This is a genomic window from Variovorax paradoxus NBRC 15149 (genome assembly GCF_001591365.1).
Lineage (GTDB): Bacteria > Pseudomonadota > Gammaproteobacteria > Burkholderiales > Burkholderiaceae_C > Variovorax > Variovorax paradoxus.
Genome location: NZ_BCUT01000001.1, coordinates 2653341 through 2675777 on the forward strand (window position 1 = coordinate 2653341; position 22437 = coordinate 2675777).

At 67.9% G+C, this 22437-nt stretch carries 20 protein-coding genes; 10 read left to right on the top strand and 10 right to left on the bottom strand.

The window, feature by feature from the left end:
- Nucleotides 1–18 precede the first annotated feature (18 nt).
- The 3 genes from metX to VPA02S_RS12350 are packed head-to-tail and all read left to right on the top strand — an operon-like array spanning nt 19 to nt 2406.
- Entirely contained in the window at nt 19–1194 is a 1176-nt protein-coding gene (metX, locus tag VPA02S_RS12340) for a homoserine O-succinyltransferase MetX (RefSeq protein ID WP_015868027.1), read from the top strand.
- Entirely contained in the window at nt 1191–1778 is a 588-nt protein-coding gene (gene metW / locus VPA02S_RS12345) for a methionine biosynthesis protein MetW (protein WP_015868026.1), read from the top strand. The genes metX and metW overlap by 4 nt, the downstream gene beginning before the upstream one ends.
- A 37-nt stretch (nt 1779–1815) precedes the next feature.
- The gene (locus VPA02S_RS12350; protein WP_015868025.1) at nt 1816–2406 is read left to right on the top strand and encodes an IMPACT family protein; all 591 of its coding nucleotides are present in this window, start codon (nt 1816–1818) and stop codon (nt 2404–2406) included.
- Here VPA02S_RS12350 and VPA02S_RS12355 read toward each other — a convergent pair.
- Entirely contained in the window at nt 2351–3283 is a 933-nt protein-coding gene (locus tag VPA02S_RS12355) for an ion transporter (RefSeq protein WP_015868024.1), read from the bottom strand. The two genes, VPA02S_RS12350 and VPA02S_RS12355, sit on opposite strands and share 56 nt — an antisense overlap.
- A 135-nt stretch (nt 3284–3418) precedes the next feature.
- Here VPA02S_RS12355 and VPA02S_RS12360 point away from each other — a divergent pair, with 135 nt between their 5' ends.
- A complete protein-coding gene (locus tag VPA02S_RS12360; RefSeq protein WP_015868023.1) occupies nt 3419–3934 on the top strand; it encodes a bactofilin family protein in 516 nt (171 codons plus the stop codon).
- A 13-nt stretch (nt 3935–3947) separates the two neighbouring features.
- Here the strand turns inward: VPA02S_RS12360 and VPA02S_RS12365 are convergent, their stop codons facing one another.
- A complete protein-coding gene (locus VPA02S_RS12365) occupies nt 3948–4733 on the bottom strand; it encodes a DUF72 domain-containing protein (RefSeq protein ID WP_015868022.1) in 786 nt (261 codons plus the stop codon).
- Between the two features lie 88 nt (nt 4734–4821).
- On the opposite strand from VPA02S_RS12365, the gene VPA02S_RS12370 reads away from it, so the two are divergent.
- Both VPA02S_RS12370 and VPA02S_RS12375 read left to right on the top strand, forming a co-directional pair.
- Nucleotides 4822–6333: a M20 family metallopeptidase gene (locus VPA02S_RS12370; protein ID WP_015868021.1), complete on the top strand. Its 1512-nt coding sequence runs from the start codon at nt 4822–4824 to the stop codon at nt 6331–6333.
- The gene (locus tag VPA02S_RS12375) at nt 6330–7196 is read left to right on the top strand and encodes an alpha/beta hydrolase (protein ID WP_015868020.1); all 867 of its coding nucleotides are present in this window, start codon (nt 6330–6332) and stop codon (nt 7194–7196) included. Before VPA02S_RS12370 ends, VPA02S_RS12375 begins: the two co-directional genes overlap by 4 nt.
- Nucleotides 7197–7208: 12 nt before the next feature.
- On the opposite strand, the gene VPA02S_RS12380 is transcribed toward VPA02S_RS12375, so the two are convergent.
- From VPA02S_RS12380 to VPA02S_RS12400, 5 genes are all read right to left on the bottom strand, one after another.
- Nucleotides 7209–8387: an MFS transporter gene (locus tag VPA02S_RS12380; RefSeq protein WP_015868019.1), complete on the bottom strand. Its 1179-nt coding sequence runs from the start codon at nt 8385–8387 to the stop codon at nt 7209–7211.
- Between the two features lie 142 nt (nt 8388–8529).
- Nucleotides 8530–8994, bottom strand: a complete 465-nt coding sequence (locus tag VPA02S_RS12385; protein WP_015868018.1) for a YidB family protein — start codon at nt 8992–8994, stop codon at nt 8530–8532.
- 100 nt (nt 8995–9094) lie between these two features.
- Entirely contained in the window at nt 9095–10459 is a 1365-nt protein-coding gene (locus tag VPA02S_RS12390) for a M20/M25/M40 family metallo-hydrolase (protein ID WP_015868017.1), read from the bottom strand.
- A gap of 61 nt (nt 10460–10520) precedes the next feature.
- Nucleotides 10521–11255: a 16S rRNA (uracil(1498)-N(3))-methyltransferase gene (locus VPA02S_RS12395; protein WP_015868016.1), complete on the bottom strand. Its 735-nt coding sequence runs from the start codon at nt 11253–11255 to the stop codon at nt 10521–10523.
- Between the two features lie 8 nt (nt 11256–11263).
- Entirely contained in the window at nt 11264–12439 is a 1176-nt protein-coding gene (locus VPA02S_RS12400) for an aminoglycoside phosphotransferase family protein (RefSeq protein WP_015868015.1), read from the bottom strand.
- A gap of 234 nt (nt 12440–12673) precedes the next feature.
- On the opposite strand from VPA02S_RS12400, the gene VPA02S_RS12405 reads away from it, so the two are divergent.
- The 3 genes from VPA02S_RS12405 to rsmA are packed head-to-tail and all read left to right on the top strand — an operon-like array spanning nt 12674 to nt 17450.
- Entirely contained in the window at nt 12674–15256 is a 2583-nt protein-coding gene (locus VPA02S_RS12405) for an LPS-assembly protein LptD (RefSeq protein ID WP_015868014.1), read from the top strand.
- A 17-nt stretch (nt 15257–15273) separates the two neighbouring features.
- Complete coding sequence (locus tag VPA02S_RS12410; protein WP_062363866.1) at nt 15274–16683, top strand: peptidylprolyl isomerase; 1410 nt, start codon at nt 15274–15276, stop codon at nt 16681–16683.
- Entirely contained in the window at nt 16683–17450 is a 768-nt protein-coding gene (gene rsmA, locus VPA02S_RS12415; protein WP_062363868.1) for a 16S rRNA (adenine(1518)-N(6)/adenine(1519)-N(6))-dimethyltransferase RsmA, read from the top strand. The genes VPA02S_RS12410 and rsmA overlap by 1 nt, the downstream gene beginning before the upstream one ends.
- Nucleotides 17451–17809: 359 nt before the next feature.
- Here rsmA and VPA02S_RS12420 read toward each other — a convergent pair whose 3' ends face one another.
- The 3 genes from VPA02S_RS12420 to VPA02S_RS12430 form a co-directional block, all read right to left on the bottom strand.
- On the bottom strand, nt 17810–18235 hold the full coding sequence (locus VPA02S_RS12420; RefSeq protein ID WP_086012221.1) for a barstar family protein: 426 nt from the start codon (nt 18233–18235) through the stop codon (nt 17810–17812).
- 50 nt (nt 18236–18285) lie between these two features.
- Nucleotides 18286–18696, bottom strand: a complete 411-nt coding sequence (locus tag VPA02S_RS12425) for a guanyl-specific ribonuclease (RefSeq protein ID WP_015868010.1) — start codon at nt 18694–18696, stop codon at nt 18286–18288.
- A gap of 180 nt (nt 18697–18876) precedes the next feature.
- Entirely contained in the window at nt 18877–21219 is a 2343-nt protein-coding gene (locus VPA02S_RS12430; RefSeq protein WP_062364473.1) for an NADP-dependent malic enzyme, read from the bottom strand.
- Between the two features lie 165 nt (nt 21220–21384).
- On the opposite strand from VPA02S_RS12430, the gene VPA02S_RS12435 reads away from it, so the two are divergent.
- Nucleotides 21385–22434, top strand: a complete 1050-nt coding sequence (locus VPA02S_RS12435) for an SPFH domain-containing protein (RefSeq protein WP_015868008.1) — start codon at nt 21385–21387, stop codon at nt 22432–22434.
- Nucleotides 22435–22437: the final 3 nt, after the last annotated feature.

The following is a 22437-nucleotide window of genomic DNA, read 5'->3' on the forward strand; positions in this document are numbered from 1 at the left end:
GGCCGGGTTTTTTCATTGATGTCGTCACCTCCCTTGGTCGTCACTGCGCAGTCGATGCAGTTCGAAGGCCCGCTGGCCCTGCGCAGCGGCGCGTCGCTCGGCAGCTACACGCTCGCCTACGAAACCTACGGCACCCTGAACGCCGAGCGCAGCAACGCGGTGCTGGTGTGCCATGCGCTCAATGCCTCGCACCACGTGGCCGGCACCTACGAAGGCCAGGCGCGGTCCGAAGGCTGGTGGGACAACATGGTGGGCCCGGGCAAGCCGGTCGACACCGACCGCTTCTTCGTGATCGGCGTGAACAACCTGGGTTCCTGCTTCGGCTCCACCGGCCCGATGCACGTCGATCCCGCCACCGGCCGCGTCTACGGCGCGGACTTTCCGGTGGTCACGGTCGAAGACTGGGTCGATGCGCAGGCGGCGCTGCTCGATGCGCTCGGCATCCGCACGCTCGCGGCCGTGATGGGCGGCAGCCTGGGCGGCATGCAGGCGCTGTCGTGGACGCTGCAGTACCCCGACCGCGTGCGGCATGCCGTGGTGGTGGCCAGCGCCCCCAACCTCACGGCCGAGAACATCGCCTTCAACGAGGTGGCGCGCCGCGCCATCGTCACCGACCCCGACTTCCACGGCGGCCATTTCTACGAGCACGGCGTGATCCCCAAGCGGGGCCTGCGCATCGCGCGGATGATCGGCCACATCACCTACCTGAGCGACGACGTCATGAACGCGAAGTTCGGCCGCATCCTGCGCAGCGCGGTCGAGGGCGAGGCGGCGGGGCTCGACTACCGCTATTCCACGCAGGACGTCGAGTTCCAGATCGAGAGCTACCTGCGCTACCAGGGCGACAAGTTCAGCGAATACTTCGACGCCAACACCTACCTGCTGATCACGCGGGCGCTCGACTACTTCGACCCCGCGCGTTCGCATGGCGGCAACCTCAGCGCGGCATTCGCCGGCGCCACGGCCAAGTTCCTGCTCGTGAGCTTCAAGACCGACTGGCGCTTCTCGCCCGCGCGCAGCCGCGAGCTGGTGAAGGCGCTGCTGGACAACCGCCGCAACGTGAGCTACGCCGAGATCGACGCGCCGCACGGGCACGACGCCTTCCTGCTCGACGACGTGCGCTACATGGGCGTGGTGCGCTCCTACTTCGAGCGCGTGGCGCACGAGATCCAGGCCGAAGGGAGCGCGTCGTGAGCGACATCCAGACCCAGCGGCTCATTGCCAACCTCGTGCCCGAGGGCGCGCGCGTGCTCGACCTCGGCTGCGGCGACGGCGCCCTGCTCGACCTGCTGCAGCGCGAGCGCGGCTGCACCGGCTACGGCGTGGAAATTGCCGACGGCAACGTGCTGCAGTGCATCCGCCGTGGCGTCGACGTGATCCAGCTGAACCTCGACGAAGGCCTGGCGATGTTCGACGACGCCTCGTTCGACGTGGTGCTGCAGATCGACACGCTGCAGCATCTGCGAAACGCCGAGATCATGCTGCGCGAAACCGCGCGCGTGGGCCGCATCGGCATCGTGGCCTTTCCCAACTTTGCGCACTGGCCCAACCGCATCAGCATTGCGCGCGGCCGCATGCCGGTGACGCGCCGCCTGCCCTACCAGTGGTACGACACGCCCAACATCCGGGTCGGCACCTTCAAGGACTTCGAAGTGCTGGCACAGAAGAACAGCCTGCGCGTGCTCGATGCCTTCGGCGTGCAGGAAGGCCGCAGCGTGCGCTGGCTGCCCAATGCGCGCGCCGGTACGGCCGTGTTCAAGTTCGAGCGGGAGCGCTGAGCGATTCCGCGCCCCGACTGAAAACAACGGCCGCTCCATGAGCTTCACGCTCCCGCAACCGGCGCACAGCGAGCTGCTGATCAAGAAGAGCCGCTTCATCGGCTGCGTGCAGCCGGTGGCCGACCGGGCCGCGGCCCTGGCCGTGGTGGCATCCCTGCGCAGCGAGCATCCCGCCGCCGCGCATGTCTGCTGGGCGCTCATGGCGGGCGGCCAGTCGGCCGCCAACGACGACGGCGAGCCGGGCGGCACGGCCGGGCGCCCCATGCTCGAAGTGCTGCGGCACCAGCAGCTCGAAGGCGTGCTTGCCACGGTGGTGCGGTACTTCGGCGGCATCAAGCTGGGCGCGGGCGGACTCGTGCGGGCCTACACCGACGCGGTGGCGCAGGCCTGCCTCGGGGCCACGCTGGTGCCGCTGGTGCGCCAGCGGCTGCTGCAATGCGCCGTGCCCTATGCGCTCGAAGGACTGGTACGGCGCGAAATTGCCGCGGCGCCCGGCGCGTCGCTGGTCGATGTGCGGCATGGCGATGCGGTGGACTTCACCTTCACGCTGCCCGAGCCCGATGCGGATGCCTTCATCGCCCGCCTCGACGATGCTGCGCAAGGGCGCGCCGTCTGGCCGCAGGCGTGAGCCGGCGCGCCGGTGCGGCCACGGCCGAGGGCGGCGCCATCGCCAGCACGCCGCGCGGCGCGAGCGCCACGGGCACTGGCGTATCGTCGTCGGGACCGCGCCGCGCCATCTCGGCCGTCACGATGCCGGTCGGCACGGCCAGCACGCCCCAGCCCAGCAGCATCATCACCGAGGCAATCGCGCGGCCGAGGTCCGTCTTGGGCACGAGATCGCCGAAGCCCACGGTGGCCATGGTCGAGATGGCCCAGTAGATCGCCACCGGAATGCTGGTGAAGCCGTGCTGCGGGCCTTCCACCACATACATCAGCGTGCCCATCACCAGCACCACCAGCATCACGAAGCCCACGAACACCGTGATCTTGCGGCGGCTCGCGGCCACGGCCGAGACCAGCGCGCGGTATTCCACCGAATAGCGCGAGAGCTTGAAGATGCGGAACACGCGCAAAAGCCGAAGAATGCGCACGTCGATCAGGTAGGCGAGCTCGGGCGCGAGCGCCACCAGGAAGGTCGGCAGCAGCGCGAGCAGGTCGATCACGCCGTAGAAGCTCAGCGCATAGCGCAGCGGCTTGTTCACGCAGGCGAGCCGCGCGATGTACTCGAGCGTGAACAAAATGGTGAACACCCATTCGAGCACGTTGAACACGGGCCGCCACTGCTCGCGGATCGACTGCACGCTGTCGAGGATCACCACCAGCACGCTGGCCACGATCACCGCGATCAAGGCCAGGTCGAACAGCAGGCCCGCGCGCGTGTCGGCCTCGAAGATCACCGTGAACAGCCCGCGCCGCCAGCCGCTGGCAGGCTTGTCGAAGCGCGAATCGATGGTCGAGGAGATCGCGAGGCTCCGGGCGGCGGGCGCGGTGTTCGATCGGGTCATCTTGCGGGGCCGGGGTCACTGGAGAGTGTCATTGTCGGGCGCCGCGGGATTTATTCGGTTACGTTTATTGCGCAATGAAGTGCCGCAGGCCGCGAGCGGGTTCTTACGATAGTCGTTTTGTTGAGGAGCTCCCCATTGGCCACACAGTCCCCCTTTTTCGGCAAGCGTGATCGTGATACCGACTCGTTGACCTCTCGCCCCGCGCCGTTGGTGGGCTCGGGCACCAATCTCTCGGGCTCGCCCGTCAATCCTTCGTCGCTGACCGCGCAGCAAGGGGGCCTCTCCGCAGCGGCCGCACCGGCCAAGGAAGGCGGCAGCAAGCTCACCGTCGGCCCCAACATCAAGCTCAAGGGCGTCGAGATCACCGATTGCGACACGCTCGTGGTCGAAGGCCTGGTCGAGGCGACCATGGACTCGCGCCTGATGCAGATCGCCGAACAGGGCGAGTTCAAGGGCTCGGCCGAGATCGACATCGCCGAGATCCGCGGCGTGTTCGACGGCAACCTCACGGTGCGCGAAAAGCTCGTGATCCACTCGACCGGCAAGGTCACCGGCAAGATCCGCTACGGCAAGATCGTGATCGAGGAAGGCGGCCAGCTGTCGGGCGAAATCAGCTTCGGCGCCAAGCCGTCGCTGCAAGCCGCAGCCTGATCAGGCTTTCGGCTCAGGCCGCCTCTTCGGGCGGCTTCCAACCCAGGCGCTCCAGCAAGGCACCGGCCGCGGCCGGTGCTTTCTCTTTGGCGCCGTTGATGAAGTAGACGAACACGTCGCGCTTCTTGGGTGCTTCGGCCCAACGCTGTGCGCGTTCGGCCCAGGCGTCGAGCGCCTTCGGCGCATAGCCCGTCTTGAGCTTGGCGTCGGCCATCATGAGCCGCGCATAGGCGAAGTCGCCCTCGGGCTCCTCGAACGAAGGAAACTTGTCGGCGTCGGTGAACACCGTCGAGACCTTGTGCTTCTTCGCGAGCGCCTGGTAGCCGGGCGTGATGAAGCTCGGGTGCCGCACGTCCATCACGTGGCGCAGCGCGCGGCTGCCTTCCTTCCTGGGCAGCAGCTCGAGAAAGGCCTCGAAGTCTTCCGCATCGAAAGGCTTCGTGGGCATGAACTGCCACACGATCGGGCCGAGCTTGTCGCCGAGCTCGCTCACGCCGCTGTCGATGAAGCGCTTGATCGAATCGCCCGCGCTGGCCAGCACCTTGCGGTTGGTGGCAAAGCGCGAGGCCTTCATCGAGAACACGAAGTCTTCCGGCACCTCGTCGTGCCATTTGCGGAAGGTCTCGGGCTTGAAGGTGCTGTAGTAGGTGCCGTTGATCTCGATGGCGCTCACCTGCCGGCTCGCATAGCGCAGCTCCTTCGCCTGCGCGAGCCCCTTGGGATAGAAGTTGTCGCGCCAGGGCTCGTAGGTCCAGCCGCCGATGCCCACCTTGATCCGAGTCGATGCTGCCTTGCTCACATTGCGCTCCGGGTTGAGATCGCCGCACTCTACGCGCGCTCGCCCAAGGGCGCAAAATGCGATTTTTTCCTTAGCCGCGGAGAACCCGATGAACGCCCCCTTGCACCGCGAAATGCCCGCCGGCCTGCTCGATGCCGAGCGTGCCCTGTCCGATGTCAGCGCCCAATGGGACGGCGACATCCTCAAGCAGCTCACCGACTACATCGCCATTCCTGCCAAGTCGCCCGGCTTCGACAAGGACTGGTCGGCCCACGGCTACCTGGAAACCGTGCTGCGCAATGCGGCGGCCTGGGTCGAGGCGCAGAAGGTCGAGGGCCTGAAGCTCGAGATCGTGCGCCTGGAAGGCCGCACGCCGGTGCTGTTCTTCGAAGTGGCCGCCAGCGGCACCGATATGGGCGAGACCGTGCTGATGTACGGCCACCTCGACAAGCAGCCCGAATTCACCGGCTGGCGCAACGACCTCGGCCCCTGGACGCCCAAGTACGAGAACGGCCTGCTCTACGGCCGCGGCGGCGCCGACGACGGCTATGCGGTCTACGCCAGCATCGCCGCGCTGCAGGCGCTCAAGAACCAGGGCGCGGCGCATCCGCGCATCGTCGGGCTGATCGAGACCTGCGAGGAAAGCGGCTCCTACGACCTGCTGCCGTACGTCGATGCATTGCGCCCGCGGCTGGGCAACGTCGAGCTGGTGATCTGCCTGGACTCCGGCGCCGGCAACTACGACCAGCTGTGGCTCACCACCTCGCTGCGCGGCATGGCCAGCGGCACGCTCAAGGTCGAGGTGCTGACCGAAGGCATCCACTCGGGCGACGCCTCGGGCCTCGTGCCCTCGAGCTTCCGGATCATGCGGCAGGTGCTCGACCGCCTCGAGGACAGCGCCACCGGCCGGCTGCTTCCCGCGAGCTTCCACTGCGAAGTGCCGGCCGACCGCCTGGCGCAGGCCAGGGCCACCGCGGCGATCCTGGGCGACGAGGTCTACAAGCGCTTTCCGTGGGCCCACTACGACTGCGGCGGCTCGACCATGTTCGCGCTGCCGACCACCACCGATCCGGTCGAGGCGCTGCTCAACCGCACCTGGAAGCCCACGCTGTCGGTGACCGGCGCCGAAGGCTTTCCGGCGCTGAAGGACGCGGGCAACGTGCTGCGCCCCTACACCGCCTTCAAGCTGTCGCTGCGCCTGCCGCCGCTGGTCGATGCGGCCGAGTCGGTGCAGCAGCTGAAGGCGCTGCTCGAGGACAACGCGCCCTACCAGGCGCGCGTGACCTTCGAAAGCGGCGGCGGCGCCACCGGCTGGAATGCGCCGACCATCACGCCGTGGTTCGAGGATGCGCTCAACAAGGCCTCGCAGGCGCATTTCGGCGCATCCTGCGGCTACATCGGCCAGGGCGGCACGATCCCGCTGATGAACATGCTGAGCGCCGGCTTTCCCAAGGCGCAGATGATGGTCTGCGGCGTGCTGGGTCCGAAGAGCAATGCCCACGGCCCGAATGAATTCCTGCACGTGCCCTACGCCAAGAAGCTCACGGCCGCGGTGGCCGAGGTGATTGCGGCCCTGCCGGCGGCGCACCGCGCCGCCACCGCGGAGCCGGCAGCCGCTTGAGCCCGGCGGCGCCGGCGCCGCTGCCTTTGCCGCAGCGGGTTTCGCTGCCCACGCCGGACGGCGAAACGCTGCTGCTGCGCCGCCTTCCGGCGGCCGGCGCATCGCGCGGCGTCGTCGTGCTGGTGCATGGCCTCGGCGAGCATGCCGGGCGCTATCACCAGCTCGCGGCGCGCCTGCATGCATGGGGCTTCGCGGTGTGGGCCCACGACCACCATGGCCACGGCGGATCGTCCGGCGCGCGCGGCGCACTGCCCGGCGAACTGCGGCTGGTCGAAGACCTCGCGCTGGTCATCGACGATGCGCGCCGCGGGAACCCCGGCTTGCCGCTGCTGCTGCTCGGCCACAGCCTGGGCGGGCTGGTCGCTGCCAGCCTGGTGGCACGCGGTGTGCGGCCGGTCGACGGCCTGGTGCTGTCTTCGCCGGGGCTCGACCCGGGCCTGAGCGGATTCCAGAAGGCGCTGCTCGCGGTGCTGCCGCGCATTGCGCCCGGGCTGCGCGTCGGCAACGGCCTGGACGACAACTTTCTTTCGCACGACCGGGCCGTGGTGCAGGCCTACCGCGACGATCCGCTCACGCACGACCGCATCGGCGGCCGGCTCGCGCGCTTTCTGGCGCACGAAGGGGCGGTGGTGCAGCAGGCCGCGGCACACTGGCCGGTGCCGACCCTGCTGCTGTATGCGGGCGACGACCGGCTGGTGGTGCCGGCCGCGAGCCGCGCCTTCGCGGCCGCCGCGGCGCCCGGCGGCATGGTCGAAGCACAGTGCTTCGAATCGATGTACCACGAGATATTCAACGAGCTCGAGGCCGAACCCGTGTTCGCCGCGCTGCAGCGCTGGCTCGGCAAGCGCTTTCCGCCGGACTGAAGAAGAAGCCTTTCAGGCGCTCGCGGCTGCGGCCTCGCGCCGGCGCGTCTGCGCAAGCCACAGCAGCGCCGCGCCCGTGAGCACCACCGGCACCAGCGAGCCGTAGTTCAGCAGCTGCCAGCCCTGCGTCGTGACCAGCACGCCCGAGGCGAACGAAGTCAGCGCGAGCGTCGCGAACACGCAGAAATTGAGCGCGCCCTGCGCCCGGTCGCGCTCTTGCGGGGTGTAGGCCGTGAGCGAGAGCGTGGTGCTGCCCGTGAACAGGAAATTCCATCCCACGCCCAAGAGGCACAGCGCCACGAGGAAGTGCTGCAGCTCCACGCCCGACAGCGCAACGGCGATGCAGCCGAAGTTGAGCGCAAGCCCCACCCCCATCACCGGCAGCGCGCCGAAGCGGCGGATCAGGTGGCCGGTGAAGAAGCCCGGCGCGAACATGCCGATCACGTGCCATTCCAGCACCAGCGCGGCATCGGAAAAAGGCAGGCTGCAGATCTGCATGGCAATGGGCGTGGCGGCCATCAGCAGGTTCATCACGCCAAAGCCCAGCGCGCCTGCCGCGGCCGCCACGATGAACACCGGCTGGCGCACGATCTGCGACAGCGGCCGTCCGCCCAGCGCCTCCTGGCGCGTGAGCGTGGCGGGAAACTCGATGAAGCGCATGACTGCCATCGACAGCAGCGCCACCGCCGCCAGCGCGATGTAGGCGCCCGCGAACGGCACCGCGAACGCTTCGCGCGTGGCGGCCGCCAGGTTGGGCCCCGCCACCGCGCCGATCAAGCCGCCGGCCATCACCAGCGACACCGCCTTCTCGCGCCAGGCCGGGGCCGCGAGTTCGGCGGCAGCGAAGCGATAGAGGTTCGCGTTGGCGTTGTAGTAGCCCGCCACCACCGTGGCCAGGCACAGGAGCCAGAAGTTCTTCGAGATGGCCGCGAATGCGCACAGCAAGGCCGAGCCCAGCCCCACCGCCAGCCCGATCTGGAACGACCCGCGCCGCCCGAAGCGCTGCTGCGTGCGCGCCACCAGCCCGGTGGTGAGCGCACCGCCCACCACGTAGCCCATGACCGGCAGCGTGGCCATCCAGCCGCGCGGCGCGATGCTCAGGCCCACCAGCCCGTTGATGGCGATGAAGGTGACGTTGTTGGTCAGGAACAGGCCCTGGCAGATGGCGAGCAGCCAGAGGTTGCGGTTCATGGAGAAATGGCGGCGAAGGCGCGTTGCGGCATGGAAGGCTGCGGTTCTACGCGAATCGCCCCGGATGCGCCAGCCGAACTGCGGCGGGCGAAAAAAAAGCGCCCTCGCGGGCGCCGGAATTTCCGATGAGCAAACAGTTCGCTCAAGGCTGCCTGTTCTGCAGCAGGCCGCCGAGCGTAGCCAGCAGGTCGTTCGGGTTGTCCAGGCCCTGCTCCGGCACCTTGCCGTGCGGCGTGAGCTGGTCGATCAGGGCCGGCAGCATGGTGGCCAGCATGGGCAGCAGCGTTTGCGCATTGATGCCGAGCTTGGAGGCGATGCTGGCGATGGTGTCGCTGCCCAGCGCGTTCTCCAGTTGGCCGCCGGACACGGGCTGGTTTTCGCCCTTGCCGATCCAGGAGCCGATCACGTCGCCCATGCCGGCCTGCTCGAATTTCGAGACCAGCCCTCCCAGGCCGCCCGCGCCGCCGTTGTTGGCCAGCAGGCCGCCCAGCGCGCCGGCAAGGCCCCCCAGGTCTCCCAGCCCGCCGATGCCGCCGCCTTGCGGCTGCTGCTGCTGCTGGGCGGCGCCCCCGAGAACCTGGCCGAGTACCGAATCGAGCATTCCCATGGACGTTTCCTTGGTGTGTGACAGAACCGCTGGCATTTTCCCAGCGCGAGGGGCCGCGGGCGAACAAGCTTGTTTACTTTTAAGCCCGCAGCGTGACAAATTACCTGGGTCGCGGTGCGCGTTTGGGCAGCAATGCGGGGCTTACCCCTTGCACGCCGACCAGACCCAGCACTGTCACCAGCGAATTCTGCGCGCCTTTCCAGGCATCTGTCACGTCGATCGCTTCGCTCAGGGCATGGAAGCCGGTCGACTTTCCGCCGCCGCCGATGATGATGGCCGGGATGCCGTACGACATCGGCACGTTGGCGTCGGTGCTGCCGCCGCGCAGCAGCGTCTTGTGGCCGAAGGCGGTGTTCGAGCGCACAGCCGCTTCCACGATCACCGAATCTGAAGGCGTGCGCCCGCCCGGCCGGTCGCCGATCAGCTTGTTGCTGGCGCTCAGCGTCGCCACGTTCCAGCGCTTGTTCTCCTCGGCCACCGCTTCGTCGATGGCTGCGAGGATCTTCTTTTCGGTCTCCAGCAGCGACGCCATGTCGTCCGAGCGGATGTCGATGGCCATGCGGGCATCGGGCGCAATGGTGTTCACCGAGGTGCCGCCGCCGACGGTGCCGACGGTGAAGGTGGTCTTGGGAAAGCTGGGCGTGCGGACTTCGGCGATCTTGGCAATGGCGCGGCCCATGCCGTGGATCGCACTGGGCACCTGGCCGAAGGCGGCAAAGCTGTGGCCGCCCGGGCCCTTGAACGTGACTTCATAGCGGTGGCTCGCCGTGCCGAGCACCAGCACGTTGCCGTCCGGCGAAGGCTCCAGCCCCACCATGCCGTCGATGTCGAGGTGGTCGCGGAAGATGGCCTTCATGCCGCGCAGGTTGCCGAGCTCTTCCTCGCCCACATTGGCAACGAAGAGCAGGTCGCCCACGGTCTGGACCTTGTTGTCGTTGAGCACCTTGAGCCACGACAGCAGCACCGACAGGCCGCGCGTATCGTCCGCGATGCCGGGGGCGTGGAGCTTGCCGTCATGCTCCTTCACCTTCACGTCGGTGCCGGCGGGGAACACGGTGTCCAGGTGGGCCGAGACCAGCAGCTTGGGGCCGTTGCCGGTGCCCTTGCGCAGCCCGACCACGTTGCCCTCGGCATCGATCTTTGCGTCGGCGAGCCCGAGCGCCTTCATGCGCGCCAGGAAGGCCTCGGCGCGCTTGCTTTCCTTGAACGGCGGCGCTTCGATCTCGGTCAGCATCTTCAGGTCTTCGACCGAACGCTCGTGGTCGGCCTTGACCGCGTCGAGCAGCTTCAGGACCGCGGGCGCCGCCATCAGCTGCGTAAAGGTTTTTTCCACCTCGGGAGTGACCTGCGCCGGCGTGGGGGCGACGGCGGTGTTCTGGGCCTGCGCGCCCGGCGCGGCGCACAGCAGGGCCAGCACAAGGGGCGCGAGGGGGGCAAGCCGGAGGGCGCGTGGCGAACGAGGCATGGCGTGGAGATCCTTTTCTTGTGATGGGGATGGGTGAGGCGGGCCTTGGCGGAAGCGCCGCTCAGGGGCCCGCGAGCAATACCAGCGCGGCCAGCGCCGCGGTTTCGGCGCGCAGCACGCGCGGCCCGAGCGTGACCGGCGCAAAGCCGCAGGCCAGCGCTTTCTGTTCCTCGGCGCTGCTCAGGCCGCCCTCGGGGCCGCTCAGCACCAGCACGCTGCGATCGGCCGGCGCCGAGGCGGTGGCATCGGCCAGGCGCCGCATGCCTTCGGCCAGGCTCAGGACAAGGCGCAGCGGGGCCTCGCCCGCATGCGCGCCGATCCAGGCCGAGGGGCCCGAGAACGGCCGCACCGGATGGATCCGCGGCACGCGGTTGCGGCCGCATTGCTCGCAGGCGGCAATCGCAATCGCTTCCCAATGCGCCCTCTTCTTCTCGGCGCGCTCGCCCGAAAGGCGCAGCACGCCATGGGCCGTGGCCAGTGGCTGGATGCTCGCGACGCCCAGTTCGGTGGCTTTTTCGACCAGCCAGTCCATGCGCTCGTTGGCCGGCATGCCGACGGCCAGGTGCACCGAGCGCACGGCCTCGCGCTCGGCCGGCGCATGGGCGCCGATCGCCACCGACACATCGCTGCGCCCCATGCGCTCCACGGTTGCCGCATATTCGCCGCCCGAGCCGTCGAACAAGGTGAGCGCATCGCCGGGCTGCATGCGCAGCACCTGAACGTGGCGCGCGGGGCCGGGAGGCAGTTCGAGCGAGGCACCCGCGGTCAAGGGCACCGGACAGTGGAAACGGGGCATCTAGAGCCCTAGACCCTGCCGTAGGCGAAGCCGCTCAGCGCCGACGTGCCTTCGATCTCGTCGATCACCCGCAGCAGCGGCGTGAGCTCCATGTAGCGGCTGGCGGTGGAGCGGATGTAGGCGATGAAGCGCGGCGTGTCCGCCAAATAGCGCGGCTTGCCGTCGCGCAGCGTGAGGCGGGCGAAGATGCCGGCCACCTTGAGGTGGCGCTGCAGCCCCATCCATTCGACCGAGCGGTAGAACGCGCCGAAATCGGCATCGACCGGCAGCCTGGCCTTGCGCGCGGCTTCCCAGTAACGAATGGTGACGTCGAGCACGAATTCCTCGTCCCAGCTCAGGAAGGCGTCGCGCATCAGGCTGGCGATGTCGTAGGTGATCGGGCCGTAGACCGCGTCCTGGAAGTCGAGCACGCCGAGATCGGCAGCCGAGCCGCCGCCGGGCCGCCCCAAGGCGGCGAGCGCCCCCTCGGGGGGCAGCGAGGACACGCCAGTGCCGAGCGTGGGGGCCACATTGACCATCAGGTTGCGCGGCATGAAGTCGCGGTGCACGTAGACGCTCGGCGAGGCCAGGTTGCTCTCGACGATCAGCCTGAAGCTGCGTTCCAGCCGCTCCTTGAGCTGGCCCTCCACCGCGATGCCGCGATGCCGCCCGATGTACCACTCGGGAAAAAGCGCCAGTTCGCGCTCGAGCAGCGCCCTGTCGTAGGGCGGCAGCACGCCTGGCCTGGAGGCCAGCTGCCAGCGGATCAGCGCATCGATCGCCTGGTCGTAGAGCGGGCGGCTGGCGTCGGGCCGGGCCGGATCGATCACGTCGAGCATGGTCTCGCGGCCCAGGTCGTCGAGCAGCAGGAAGCCGTGGGTCCGGTCCCACTCGAGCACCTGCGGCGCGGTCACGCCGGCCTCGGCCATCAGGCGGGCGACCTGCACGAAGGGCTCGCTGTTCTCCTTGTCGGGCGGCGCATCCATCACGATGCGGCTGGCGGCGCTCCCCGTGGCGTCGATGCGGAAGTAGCGGCGAAAGCTCGCATCGGCGGACGCAAGGCGCACCGTCTCGGGCCGCAGGCCGTGCGCGGCGCCGATGCCGGCCAGCCAGTTCTGGAACGCCGCGGCCCGCTGCGGATCTGCCCAGAGAATGGCCGTGGCGGAGGGTGTGGGCTCGGAGGCCGGGAGCGGGGGTGCTGTCATGGATAATCGATTCTACAAATCCGCCTGGCGCGGCAACTCCTGCGGTCCTCCCTGGTCGAACAGAGTTGCCGCCGGCTCCTGCAACCTGCCGGCCTGCCGCGCCGTCCTCCCGACGATCCTTCGTTCCTGACCGATGCCTACGACCCAAAGCCCCCACGCTTGGCACCCTGTGCACTCGCAGCCCTCCCCAGGAAGACTGCGGACCTTCTCCGGAACGATGCGGCGGGAGGCCTGATGAGGCGGCGCGTTGCCTTGCGGCGTTCCGGCCCGCCCCTGCCATTGGCCCTGTTGTCGCTGGCGCTGCTGCATGCGCACGGCGCCTCGGCCCAGCCGGCCGGGGGCCTCGATGGCCCGCTCACGCTCAAGCGCACGCCGCAGCTGACCGAAACGCTGCCGCCCGCCGAGCGCAGCCAGTTGCCCAGCCTGATCACCGGCGACCGCCTGTCGGGCCGCCAGGATCTCGAAACCGTGGTCGAAGGCCATGCCACGCTGCGCCGCGGCGAAGTCGCCATCACCGCCGACCGGCTCGAGTACTACCAGCCCGACGACCGCGCCAGGGCGCGCGGCAACGTGCGCGTCAACCAGGCCGGCAATGTGTACGAAGGCCCCGAGCTCGAGCTCAAGCTCGAGACCTTCGAGGGCTTCTTCAACAACGTGCGCTATTCCTTCCTTGCCACCGGCGGACATGGCGAGGCGCAGCGCATCGATTTCGTCGACAGCAACGTGTCGGTGGCCCGCACCGCCACCTACACCACCTGCCGCCGCGAGGACTTTCCGGGCTGGATGCCGGCCTGGCTGCTGTCTGCAGCCACGCTGACCACCGACACCGAGGAAAACGTCGGCGTGGCCACCGACGCGCGGCTGAGCTTCATGGGCATCAGCACGCCGCCGCTGCCGAGCGTGAGCTTTCCGCTGTCGAACGAGCGCAAGAGCGGCCTGCTGCCGCCCACGATCGGCATCGACAACACCAACGGCATCGAGATCTCGCAGCCGTACTACTGGAACATCGCGCCCAACCGCGACGCCACCTTCACGCCCACGCTGATGAGCAAGCGCGGCCTCAACCTGGGCTCGGAATTCCGCTACCTCGAGAAGGAATACAGCGGCAGCATCCGCCTGGACCTGATGGGCAGCGACCGCCTCGTGGGCCAGCGCTACAACGAAACGCGCGCGGCGCAGCTGCAGCAGCTCGCCAACGGGGAAATCCAGGCCTCGGCCCTGAATTTCGGCGCGCCGCCCAGCAGCAAGCGCTGGGGCATCTGGGCCAACCACCACCAGGATTTCAACGCGAAGGCGCTGGGGCTCGATTCGCTCTCGGCCAACATCAACATCAACCGCGTCAGCGACAACGACTACTGGCGCGACTTCACGCGCACGCCCACCCTGGCGCAGCGCCAGCTGACGAACGACGCCTCGCTCAACTGGAGCAAGGGCGACTGGAGCGGCGGCATCCGGGCGCTGCGCTACCAGACGCTGCAATACAGCCTGTCGCCGATCGTGCCGTCCTATGACCGGATGCCGCAGATCACGGCCAACTACAACAAGTACGACTGGCACGGCTTCGACGTTTCGCTGAACCTGGACTACACGCGCTTTCGCGTCAACACCATCCTGGCCGGCCAGCCGGGCTTCGACATCAACCAGCAGTCGCAGCCCGACGGCGACCGCGCCCTGGCCATTGCCACCATCAGCCGGCCGTTCATCACGCCGAGCTCCTTCGTCATCCCCAAGCTGCAGCTGAACACGGCTTCATACAACTACTACCTGCCGCAGTCCGACGTTCCGAGGCTCACCGTCAACGGAACCCAGTACGTCAACGGCGTGCCCTACAACCCGAACTCGCTGTATTTCTTCCCGACCTCGAGCAACCGGACGGTGCCGACCTTCAGCCTCGACAGCGGCCTGATCTTCGAGCGCGACGCGAACTACTTCGGCCGCGCCTTCCGCCAGACGCTGGAGCCGCGCGCCTACTACGTCTACACGCCGTTCCGCAACCAGAGCATGCTGCCGAACTACGATTCGGCGGCCAACGATTTCAGCTTTGCGACCATCTACACCGAGAACGCCTTCTCGGGCAACGACCGCATCTCCGACACCAACACGCTCACGCTCGGCGTCACCTCGCGCCTGATCGACCCCGACACCGGCGTCGAGGCGGCGCGCTTCGGCATTGCGCAGCGGCTGCGCTTCAGCGACCAGAAGGTCACGCTGCCGGGCGGCACGCCGGTGACCGACCGCGCGAGCGACCTGCTGCTGGGCGCCCAGATCAACTGGACGCCCAAGTGGAGCCTGGACACGGTCGTCCAGTACAACCCCGACACGCACAAGTCGGACCGCTCGGCCATCACCGCGCGCTACAACCCAGGGCCCTACCGCAACCTGAGCGCGGCCTTCCGCTACCAGGCGCCCACCACGCCCCTTGCCACCGACGGCAACAAGTCCTTCGACGTGGGCTGGCAGTGGCCGCTCAACGACCTGTGGGGCGACAAGGGCAAGGACCTCGGGCCGGGCAAGGGCCAGGGCGGCGGGCGGTGGTACGCGGTCGGCCGGCTCAACTACAGCCTGCAGGACAAGAAACTCACGGACGGCGTGCTGGGCTTCGAGTACGACGGCTGCTGCTGGATCGGGCGCGTGGTGCTGCAGCGCATCACGACCGGCACGGTGACCGCCAACACCCGCATCATGTTCCAGCTCGAATTCGTCGGGTTCTCCAGCATCGGGTCGAGCCCGATGCAGACCTTGCGGACCAACATCCAGCGCTACCAGCCCCTTCGCCAGCCCACCGAAGGGCCGAGCCGCTTCACCAATTACGACTGAGACGATTGAGCAACGCCATGAAACACATCCGTTCCATCCTGACCCTGGGCTGCCTCGCGGCACTGGCCGCGGCCTCGGGCGCGCAAGGCCTGCGTCCCGGTGGCGGCAGCGGCATCACCGACATCATGCGCGCCGGTCCCCGGCTGGCGCCACCGGCGCCGCGCACCGCGCCTTCCACCGCCGCGCCGGTGCAGCGCGCGGCCGAATACATCGTCGCACTGGTCAATTCCGAACCGATCACCAACACCGAGGTGCAGTCGCGCGTCACGCGCCTGATCCGCGAAAACGCCGAAGCCGAGCGCGTGCCGCGCGCCGAGCTCACGCGCCTGGTGCTCGAGCGCCTGATCTCCGAGCGCGCACAGCTCCAGCTGGCCAAGGAAAACGGCATCAAGGTGGACGAGGTCGCCATCGACCAGGCCGAGCAGACCGTGGCGCGGCAGAACCAGATCAGCGTCGAGGAGCTGCGCCGCCGCGTGGTGGCCGAGGGTATTTCGCAGCGCGAATTCCGCAACGACCTGCGCGACCAGCTGCTGCTCACGCGCCTGCGCGACCGCGAGGTCGAGTCCAAGATCAAGATCAGCGACGCCGAGGCCGACGAATACCTGCGCGACCAGCGCAACGCCCCCACCAAGGACGCGGCGCTGCAGAACATCAACCTCGCGCACCTGCTGGTCGCCGTGCCCGAGAACGCCACCGAGGCGCAGGTCGCCAGCCTGCAGCAGCGGGCCCAGGGCCTCGCGCAGCGCGCCCGCGCCGGCGAAGACTTCGCCAAGCTGGTGCAGGAGAACTCCGATTCGCCGGACCGCGCCAACGGCGGCGCCGTCGGCATGCGCACCGCCGACCGCTATCCGTCGCTGTTCGTCGAAGCCACGCAGTCGACGCCGGTCAACGGCATTGCCGGCCCGATCCGCTCGGGTGCGGGCTTCCACGTGCTCAAGGTGCTGGCCAAGGCCCAGCTCGGCGCCACCGACGCCACCGTGACCCAGACGCAGGTGCGCCACATCCTGCTGCTCAACGACCCGAAGCGCACCACCGCCCAGGCCGTGGCGCAGCTCGCGGAATTCAAGCGCCGCCTGCAGGCCCGCACGGCCGACTTCGCCGGCCTCGCGCGCGACAACTCGCAGGACGCGAGCGCCAAGGAGGGCGGCGACCTGGGCTGGTCGCGCCCGGGCCAGTTCGTGCCCGAGTTCGAGGAAGCCATGGACCGCCTGGCGCCGGGCCAGATCAGCGACCCGGTGGTCTCGCGCTTCGGCGTGCACCTGATCCAGGTGGTCGGCCGGCGCGAATCCAAGCTCACGCAGGCCGAGCAGCGCGAAGCCGCGCGGGCCGTGCTGCGCGAGCAGCGGGTCGAGGAAGCCTTCAGCACGTGGGTGCAGGAAACGCGCGCGCGCGCCTACGTCGAATACCGCGAGCCGCCCCAGTCCTGATGGCACACATCGCCAGGAAGCGGTTCGGGCAGCACTTCCTGTCCGACGGCGGCATCATCGATGCCATCGTGCAGGAGATCGCGCCGCAGCCCGGCGACGCCATGGTCGAGATCGGTCCGGGCTTGGCGGCGCTCACCCAGCCGCTGGTCGAGCGGCTCGGGCGCCTGACGGTCATCGAGCTCGACCGCGACCTGGCCAAGCGGCTGCGCGAGCATCCGCAGCTGGAGGTCATCGAGTCCGACGTGCTCAAGGTCGATTTCGCCGCGCTGGCCGCCAGGTTCGCGGCGCCGCTGCGCGTGGTGGGCAACCTGCCCTACAACATCTCCACGCCGATCCTGTTCCATCTGCTGGGCTTCGCGCACCTGATCGCCGACCAGCACTTCATGCTGCAGAAGGAAGTGATCGACCGCATGGTCGCGCGGCCCGCCACCTCCGACTACAGCCGCCTGAGCGTGATGCTGCAGTGGCGCTACAGGATGGAAAACGTGCTGTTCGTGCCGCCCGAGAGCTTCGATCCGCCGCCGCGCGTCGACAGCGCCGTGGTGCGCATGGTGCCGCTGGCCGAGCCGCCGGCCGTGGATGCCGCCCGCCTGGGCGAGATCGTGCAGGTGGCCTTCAGCCAGCGCCGCAAGATCATGCGGCACACGCTGGGCAAGTGGCTCGACGAGCACGGCTTCGCAGGCCAGTTCGACGCCCAGCGCCGCGCCGAAGAGGTGCCGGTGGCCGAATACGTCGCCCTGGCCCAAGCCGTCCCCCCGCGCCCATGAAAAAAGCCCGCCTTGGCAAAGGCGGGCTTTTGGCTTTGATTCGCGAACACCGCGGAACCGGCTACGCCGGGCCGCAGGTGTTGCCCCCTCGAGGGGGAGGCGGCTACACGAAGCGAGCCGCTTCGGGGGTGGGCTCGTTCAGGCCGCCGCGAGCCAGTAGCCCGCGTTGAAGGGGCTGCTCATGCGCAATGCGAGCGGCGAGACGTCGACCAGTTTGTCGGTCGGCATCTTTTCGCCTTCGGGTTCCGTGCCGGCTGCCGCATTGGCGGTGTTGCCGTTGATTTCGATGCCATCGAGTGCTGCGCCGTTCGGCTGAGCCTCGTTCGCCCGTTCTGCTTGGCTGGTGTGTGCAGAACGGGCTACAGAAAAGAATAGAAGCAGCGGAACGGGACTTTCCGGTCTCCCCAGTAATCGGAGGCATCGCGGAAGATGTCGAGCAGCTGCTCGCGCGCTTCCTTGTCGAACTTGGCGTTGGCCGGGATCTGCTCGAGCACGATCACGAAGCCGGGCTGCGGGCCCGATTTATGCAATGGATCGGTCATGCAGTCGTACAGCGCGTCGAAATTCTTGCCGAAATGCGCCGGAAAGGTGAACTGCTGGGCGATCAGGTCCAGAACGTCCTGCTTGGTCTGGGCGTTCCCCAGATTGGCGTACAGGAAGTGCTGGCCCGCGGCGTTGGCGGCTTCCTGCAGGTCGTTCACGCGGAACGCACGAATCGACTGCACGATGTTCGGGCGTACGGCACGAAGGGATAAAGTCATCTCCGCTGGTCTTTCCATAGTCATCATCATTTCTTCGGGGCGCTTCGGGGCGCCGCTCAAGTCGTTGTCATCGCTCATGGTGCAATCCGTCTGAAACTCGCGTAGTGGTCTGCCGTGTACCAGCAGGCCTCGGGTGTGGTGCGCTGTTCTCCGCCGCAGACAATGCGCCGTGCACCGCGATCGCGCGAGCCGGGCGTTGCCACCGTGTACTCGCGGTAGTGACCGCGCCGCGCGGGCGGCAAAAGACGCTCGCGGTTGCCAAATACCGTGCCGTCCTTTTCGAATCGGAAGGGGCCGCCACTCAGGATGGCTTCGTAGGTTCGCTGGCCCTGAACCGGCAGTTCGGACAGTGCAATCGATTCCTGGGCGGGCTTTCCGGTGCCGAACCATCCGCGGGCCTCGGCCCCCGTCGCCAATGCCACCAGCATCAAGCCGGTGAGCGCAAACTTAGTGACAGAGGACGTGATCGAGGCGTAAGCCGCCATGGGGCACCACAAGAAAAGAGCGGGGTTCCGAATTGGCAGCCAACCCTGGGGTTAACCCGCAAATTCAAGCCCGCGAGTGTGCACCACGCTGGCGAAAATAGCAAGCGACTGCCCAAAGTTTGAGCAGTCGCAAGGGGATCGAGTGGCGCTTTAAGTTGGCGGCCACTCTCGCCAAATGGCTTATCGCTCTGCGTTTGCGTCGGCGACTGTCAAGGCTGTCATGTTCACGATGCGCCGAACTGTTGCGCTGGCCGTGAGAATATGCACAGGTTTGGCGGCTCCGAGCAGCACCGGGCCGATCGCGATATTGCCGCCGGCCGCGGTCTTGAGCAGGTTGTAGGAAATATTGGCCGCGTCGATGTTCGGGAAAACCAGCAGGTTGGCGTCGCCCGCCAGCGCACTGTGCGGCATGACGATCGCGCGCTGCTTGCTGTCGAGCGCCACGTCGCCGTGCATTTCGCCGTCCACCTCGAGCCAGGGCGCCTGCACGCGCAAGAGGTCGAGCGTCTTGCGCATCTTGACCGCGCTGGGCTCGTTGCTGGTGCCGAAGTTCGAATGCGACAGCAGCGCGGCCTTGGGCTTGAGGCCGAAGCGCATCATTTCCTCGGCCGCCATGGTCGTGATCTCGGCCAGTTCCTCGGGCGAGGGGTCGTAGTTGACGTGGGTGTCGACCAGGAACACCTGGCGGTCGGGCAAGAGCAGGCCGTTCATGCAGGCGTACACCGGCACGTCCTGCGGCGTGCTTTCGCAGCCGCCGGGGCGCTTGCCGATCACCTGGTCGATGTAGTGCAGGTGGATCAGCGTGGTGCCCCAGGTGCCGCAGATCATGCCGTCGACCTCGTCCTTGTGCAGCAGCATGGCGCCGATCAGCGTCAGGCGGCGGCGCATCTCGATCTTGGCGGTCTGCACCGTCTGGCCCTTGCGCTCGGTCATGCGGTGGTAGGTCTGCCAGAAGTCGCGGTAGCGGTGGTCCTGCTCGACGTTGACCACGTCGTAGTCCAGCTCTTCCTTCAGCCGCAGGCCGAACTTCTCGATGCGCTGCGCGATGATGGCCGGGCGGCCGATCAGCGTGGGGCGCGCAATGCCTTCGTCGACCACGATCTGGGCGGCGCGCAGCACGCGCTCTTCCTCGCCTTCGCAATAGGCCACGCGCTTCTTCTGCGCCCGCTTGGCGGCGTCGAAGATCGGCTTCATCGTGGTGCCCGAGGCGTAGACGAAGCTCTGCAGGCGGTCGCGGTAGGCGTCCATGTCCTTGATCGGGCGCGAGGCCACGCCGCTCTCCTCGGCGGCCTTGGCCACCGCGGGCGCGATCTTCATCATGAGGCGCGGATCGAAGGGCTTCGGAATCAGGTATTCAGGCCCGAAAGTCAGCTTTTCGCCGACGTAGGCGGCCGCGACGCGCTCGCTCTGCTCGGCCTGGGCGAGATCGGCAATCGCACGCACCGCGGCAATTTCCATCTCGTCGGTGATCGTGGTGGCGCCCGAATCGAGCGCGCCGCGGAAGATGTATGGGAAGCACAGGACGTTGTTGACCTGGTTCGGGTAGTCGGTGCGGCCGGTGGCCATGATCACGTCGGGGCGCACCGCATGGGCGTCCTCGGGAGCGATTTCCGGGTTCGGGTTGGCCAGCGCGAAGATCACGGGCTTGGGCGCCATCTTGGCCACCATGGCGGGCTTGAGCACACCGCCGGCCGACAGGCCCAGGAACACGTCGGCGCCCTCGATCACCTCGGCCAGCGTGCGCGCCGTGGTTTTCTGCATGTACTGGCGCTTGTCGTCGTCCATGAGCTCTTCGCGGCCTTCGTAGACCACGCCGGCCAGGTCGGTCACGAACACGTTCTCGCGCTGGAGGCCCACCTTGAGCAGCAGGTTCAGGCAGGCCAGCGCCGCGGCGCCCGCGCCCGAGGTGACCAGCTTGACCTCGCTGATGTCCTTGCCCGCCACCTTGAGGCCGTTGAGCATGGCCGCCGCCACGGTGATGGCCGTGCCGTGCTGGTCGTCGTGGAAGACGGGGATCTTCATGCGCTTGCGCAGCTCGCGCTCGACGTAGAAGCAGTCGGGGGCCTTGATGTCCTCCAGGTTGATGGCGCCGAAGGTGGGCTCCAGCGCGGCGATCACCTCGACCAGCCTGGCCGGGTCCTTCTCGTCGATCTCGATGTCGAACACGTCGACGCCGGCGAACTTCTTGAACAGCACGCCCTTGCCTTCCATCACCGGCTTGGAGGCCAGCGGGCCGATGTCGCCCAGGCCGAGCACGGCGGTGCCGTTGGTGATCACCGCCACCAGGTTGCCGCGCGCCGTGTACTTGAAGGCGTTGGCCGGGTCCTTGACGATCTCTTCGCAGGGCGCGGCCACGCCGGGCGAATAGGCCAGCGACAGGTCGCGCTGGTTGATCATCTGCTTGGTGGCGGCAATGGCAATCTTGCCCGGCACCGGAAGCTCGTGGTACTCGAGGGCGGCGCGCCGCAGTTCGGCGCGCTTGTCTTCGGGCGTGGGGGTCGATGAGGTCGTCGAATCGGACATGGGCCGTTGCTCCTGGTGGCGCTTCTTCTGGGGGCGCCGATTGTAGACCTCGGCCCGCGGCGCCATAGGCCGCATGGCGCAGATCGGCCCTGCCGAAAGCGCGCAGACCCGTCAAGACGATGTGGCAATATGCGCAATCCGGAAAAAAACCGACGAGGAGCAGCCATGGCCCTGATGGATTTCATCAAGAAACAGTTCATCGACATCATCCAGTGGACCGAGACCGGCGACGGCACGCTGGCCTGGCGCTTCCCGATGGCGGAGATGGAAATCCAGAACGGCGCCTCGCTCACCGTGCGCGAGTCGCAGGTGGCGGTGTTCGTCAACGAAGGCCAGGTGGCCGACGTGTTCGGCCCGGGCATGTACAAGCTCACGACGCAGACGCTGCCCGTGCTCACGTACCTCAAGAACTGGGACAAGCTGTTCGAGTCCCCGTTCAAGAGCGACGTCTACTTCTTCAGCACGCGCCAGCAGGTCGACCAGAAGTGGGGCACGCCGCAGCCCATCACCATCCGCGACAAGGACTTCGGCGCCGTGCGCCTGCGCGCCTTCGGCAACTACAGCTTCCGCATCGGCGATGCCAAGCTGTTCCACACCGAGATCTCGGGCACGCGCGACATCTACGGCGTGGCCGACCTCGACGGCCAGCTGCGCGGGCTGGTGCTGCAGAACATCAGCAACGCCATCGCGTCCAGCGGCGTGCCGTTCCTCGACCTTGCCGCCAACCAGATCCAGTTCGCCCAGGCGCTGGCGGCCCAGCTGGTGCCCGAGTTCGAGAAGATCGGCATCAAGCTCGAGAACATCACGGTCCAGAACGTCTCGCTGCCCGAAGAACTGCAGAAGATCCTCGACCAGAAGATCGGCATGGGCATGGTCGGCAACGACATGGGCAAGTTCATGCAGTACCAGACCGCGCAGGCCATTCCCAAGTTCGCCGAAGGCGCGGGCGGCGGCAGCGGCATCGCGGGCGATGCCATGGGCCTGGGCGCCGGCGTGGCGCTCGGCCAGGTGCTGGCGCAGAACCTCGCGCAGGGGCTGAGCCCGGGCGCGGCGGCACAGGCGGCCGCAACCCAGCAGCAGCCGGCCGTGGCCGTGGTGAGCCCGGCCGACGTGATGACCACGCTCGAGAAGCTCGGCGAGCTCAAGACCAAGGGCATCCTCACGCAGGAAGAGTTCGACGCCAAGAAGGCGGAACTGCTCAAGAAGCTGGTCTAAGCA

Bases quoted from the DNA above. Each gene is read 5' to 3' on its own strand.
- metX (WP_015868027.1), top strand. From the start codon at position 19: ATGTCGTCACCTCCCTTGGTCGTCACTGCGCAGTCGATGCAGTTCGAA.
- VPA02S_RS12350 (WP_015868025.1), top strand. From the start codon at position 1,816: ATGAGCTTCACGCTCCCGCAACCGGCGCACAGCGAGCTGCTGATCAAG.
- VPA02S_RS12355 (WP_015868024.1), bottom strand. From the start codon at position 3,283: ATGACCCGATCGAACACCGCGCCCGCCGCCCGGAGCCTCGCGATCTCC.
- VPA02S_RS12370 (WP_015868021.1), top strand. From the start codon at position 4,822: ATGAACGCCCCCTTGCACCGCGAAATGCCCGCCGGCCTGCTCGATGCC.
- VPA02S_RS12380 (WP_015868019.1), bottom strand. From the start codon at position 8,387: ATGAACCGCAACCTCTGGCTGCTCGCCATCTGCCAGGGCCTGTTCCTG.
- VPA02S_RS12385 (WP_015868018.1), bottom strand. From the start codon at position 8,994: ATGGGAATGCTCGATTCGGTACTCGGCCAGGTTCTCGGGGGCGCCGCC.
- VPA02S_RS12390 (WP_015868017.1), bottom strand. From the start codon at position 10,459: ATGCCTCGTTCGCCACGCGCCCTCCGGCTTGCCCCCCTCGCGCCCCTT.
- VPA02S_RS12395 (WP_015868016.1), bottom strand. From the start codon at position 11,255: ATGCCCCGTTTCCACTGTCCGGTGCCCTTGACCGCGGGTGCCTCGCTC.
- VPA02S_RS12400 (WP_015868015.1), bottom strand. From the start codon at position 12,439: ATGACAGCACCCCCGCTCCCGGCCTCCGAGCCCACACCCTCCGCCACG.
- VPA02S_RS12405 (WP_015868014.1), top strand. From the start codon at position 12,674: ATGAGGCGGCGCGTTGCCTTGCGGCGTTCCGGCCCGCCCCTGCCATTG.
- VPA02S_RS12410 (WP_062363866.1), top strand. From the start codon at position 15,274: ATGAAACACATCCGTTCCATCCTGACCCTGGGCTGCCTCGCGGCACTG.
- rsmA (WP_062363868.1), top strand. From the start codon at position 16,683: ATGGCACACATCGCCAGGAAGCGGTTCGGGCAGCACTTCCTGTCCGAC.
- VPA02S_RS12420 (WP_086012221.1), bottom strand. From the start codon at position 18,235: ATGACTATGGAAAGACCAGCGGAGATGACTTTATCCCTTCGTGCCGTA.
- VPA02S_RS12425 (WP_015868010.1), bottom strand. From the start codon at position 18,696: ATGGCGGCTTACGCCTCGATCACGTCCTCTGTCACTAAGTTTGCGCTC.
- VPA02S_RS12430 (WP_062364473.1), bottom strand. From the start codon at position 21,219: ATGTCCGATTCGACGACCTCATCGACCCCCACGCCCGAAGACAAGCGC.
- VPA02S_RS12435 (WP_015868008.1), top strand. From the start codon at position 21,385: ATGGCCCTGATGGATTTCATCAAGAAACAGTTCATCGACATCATCCAG.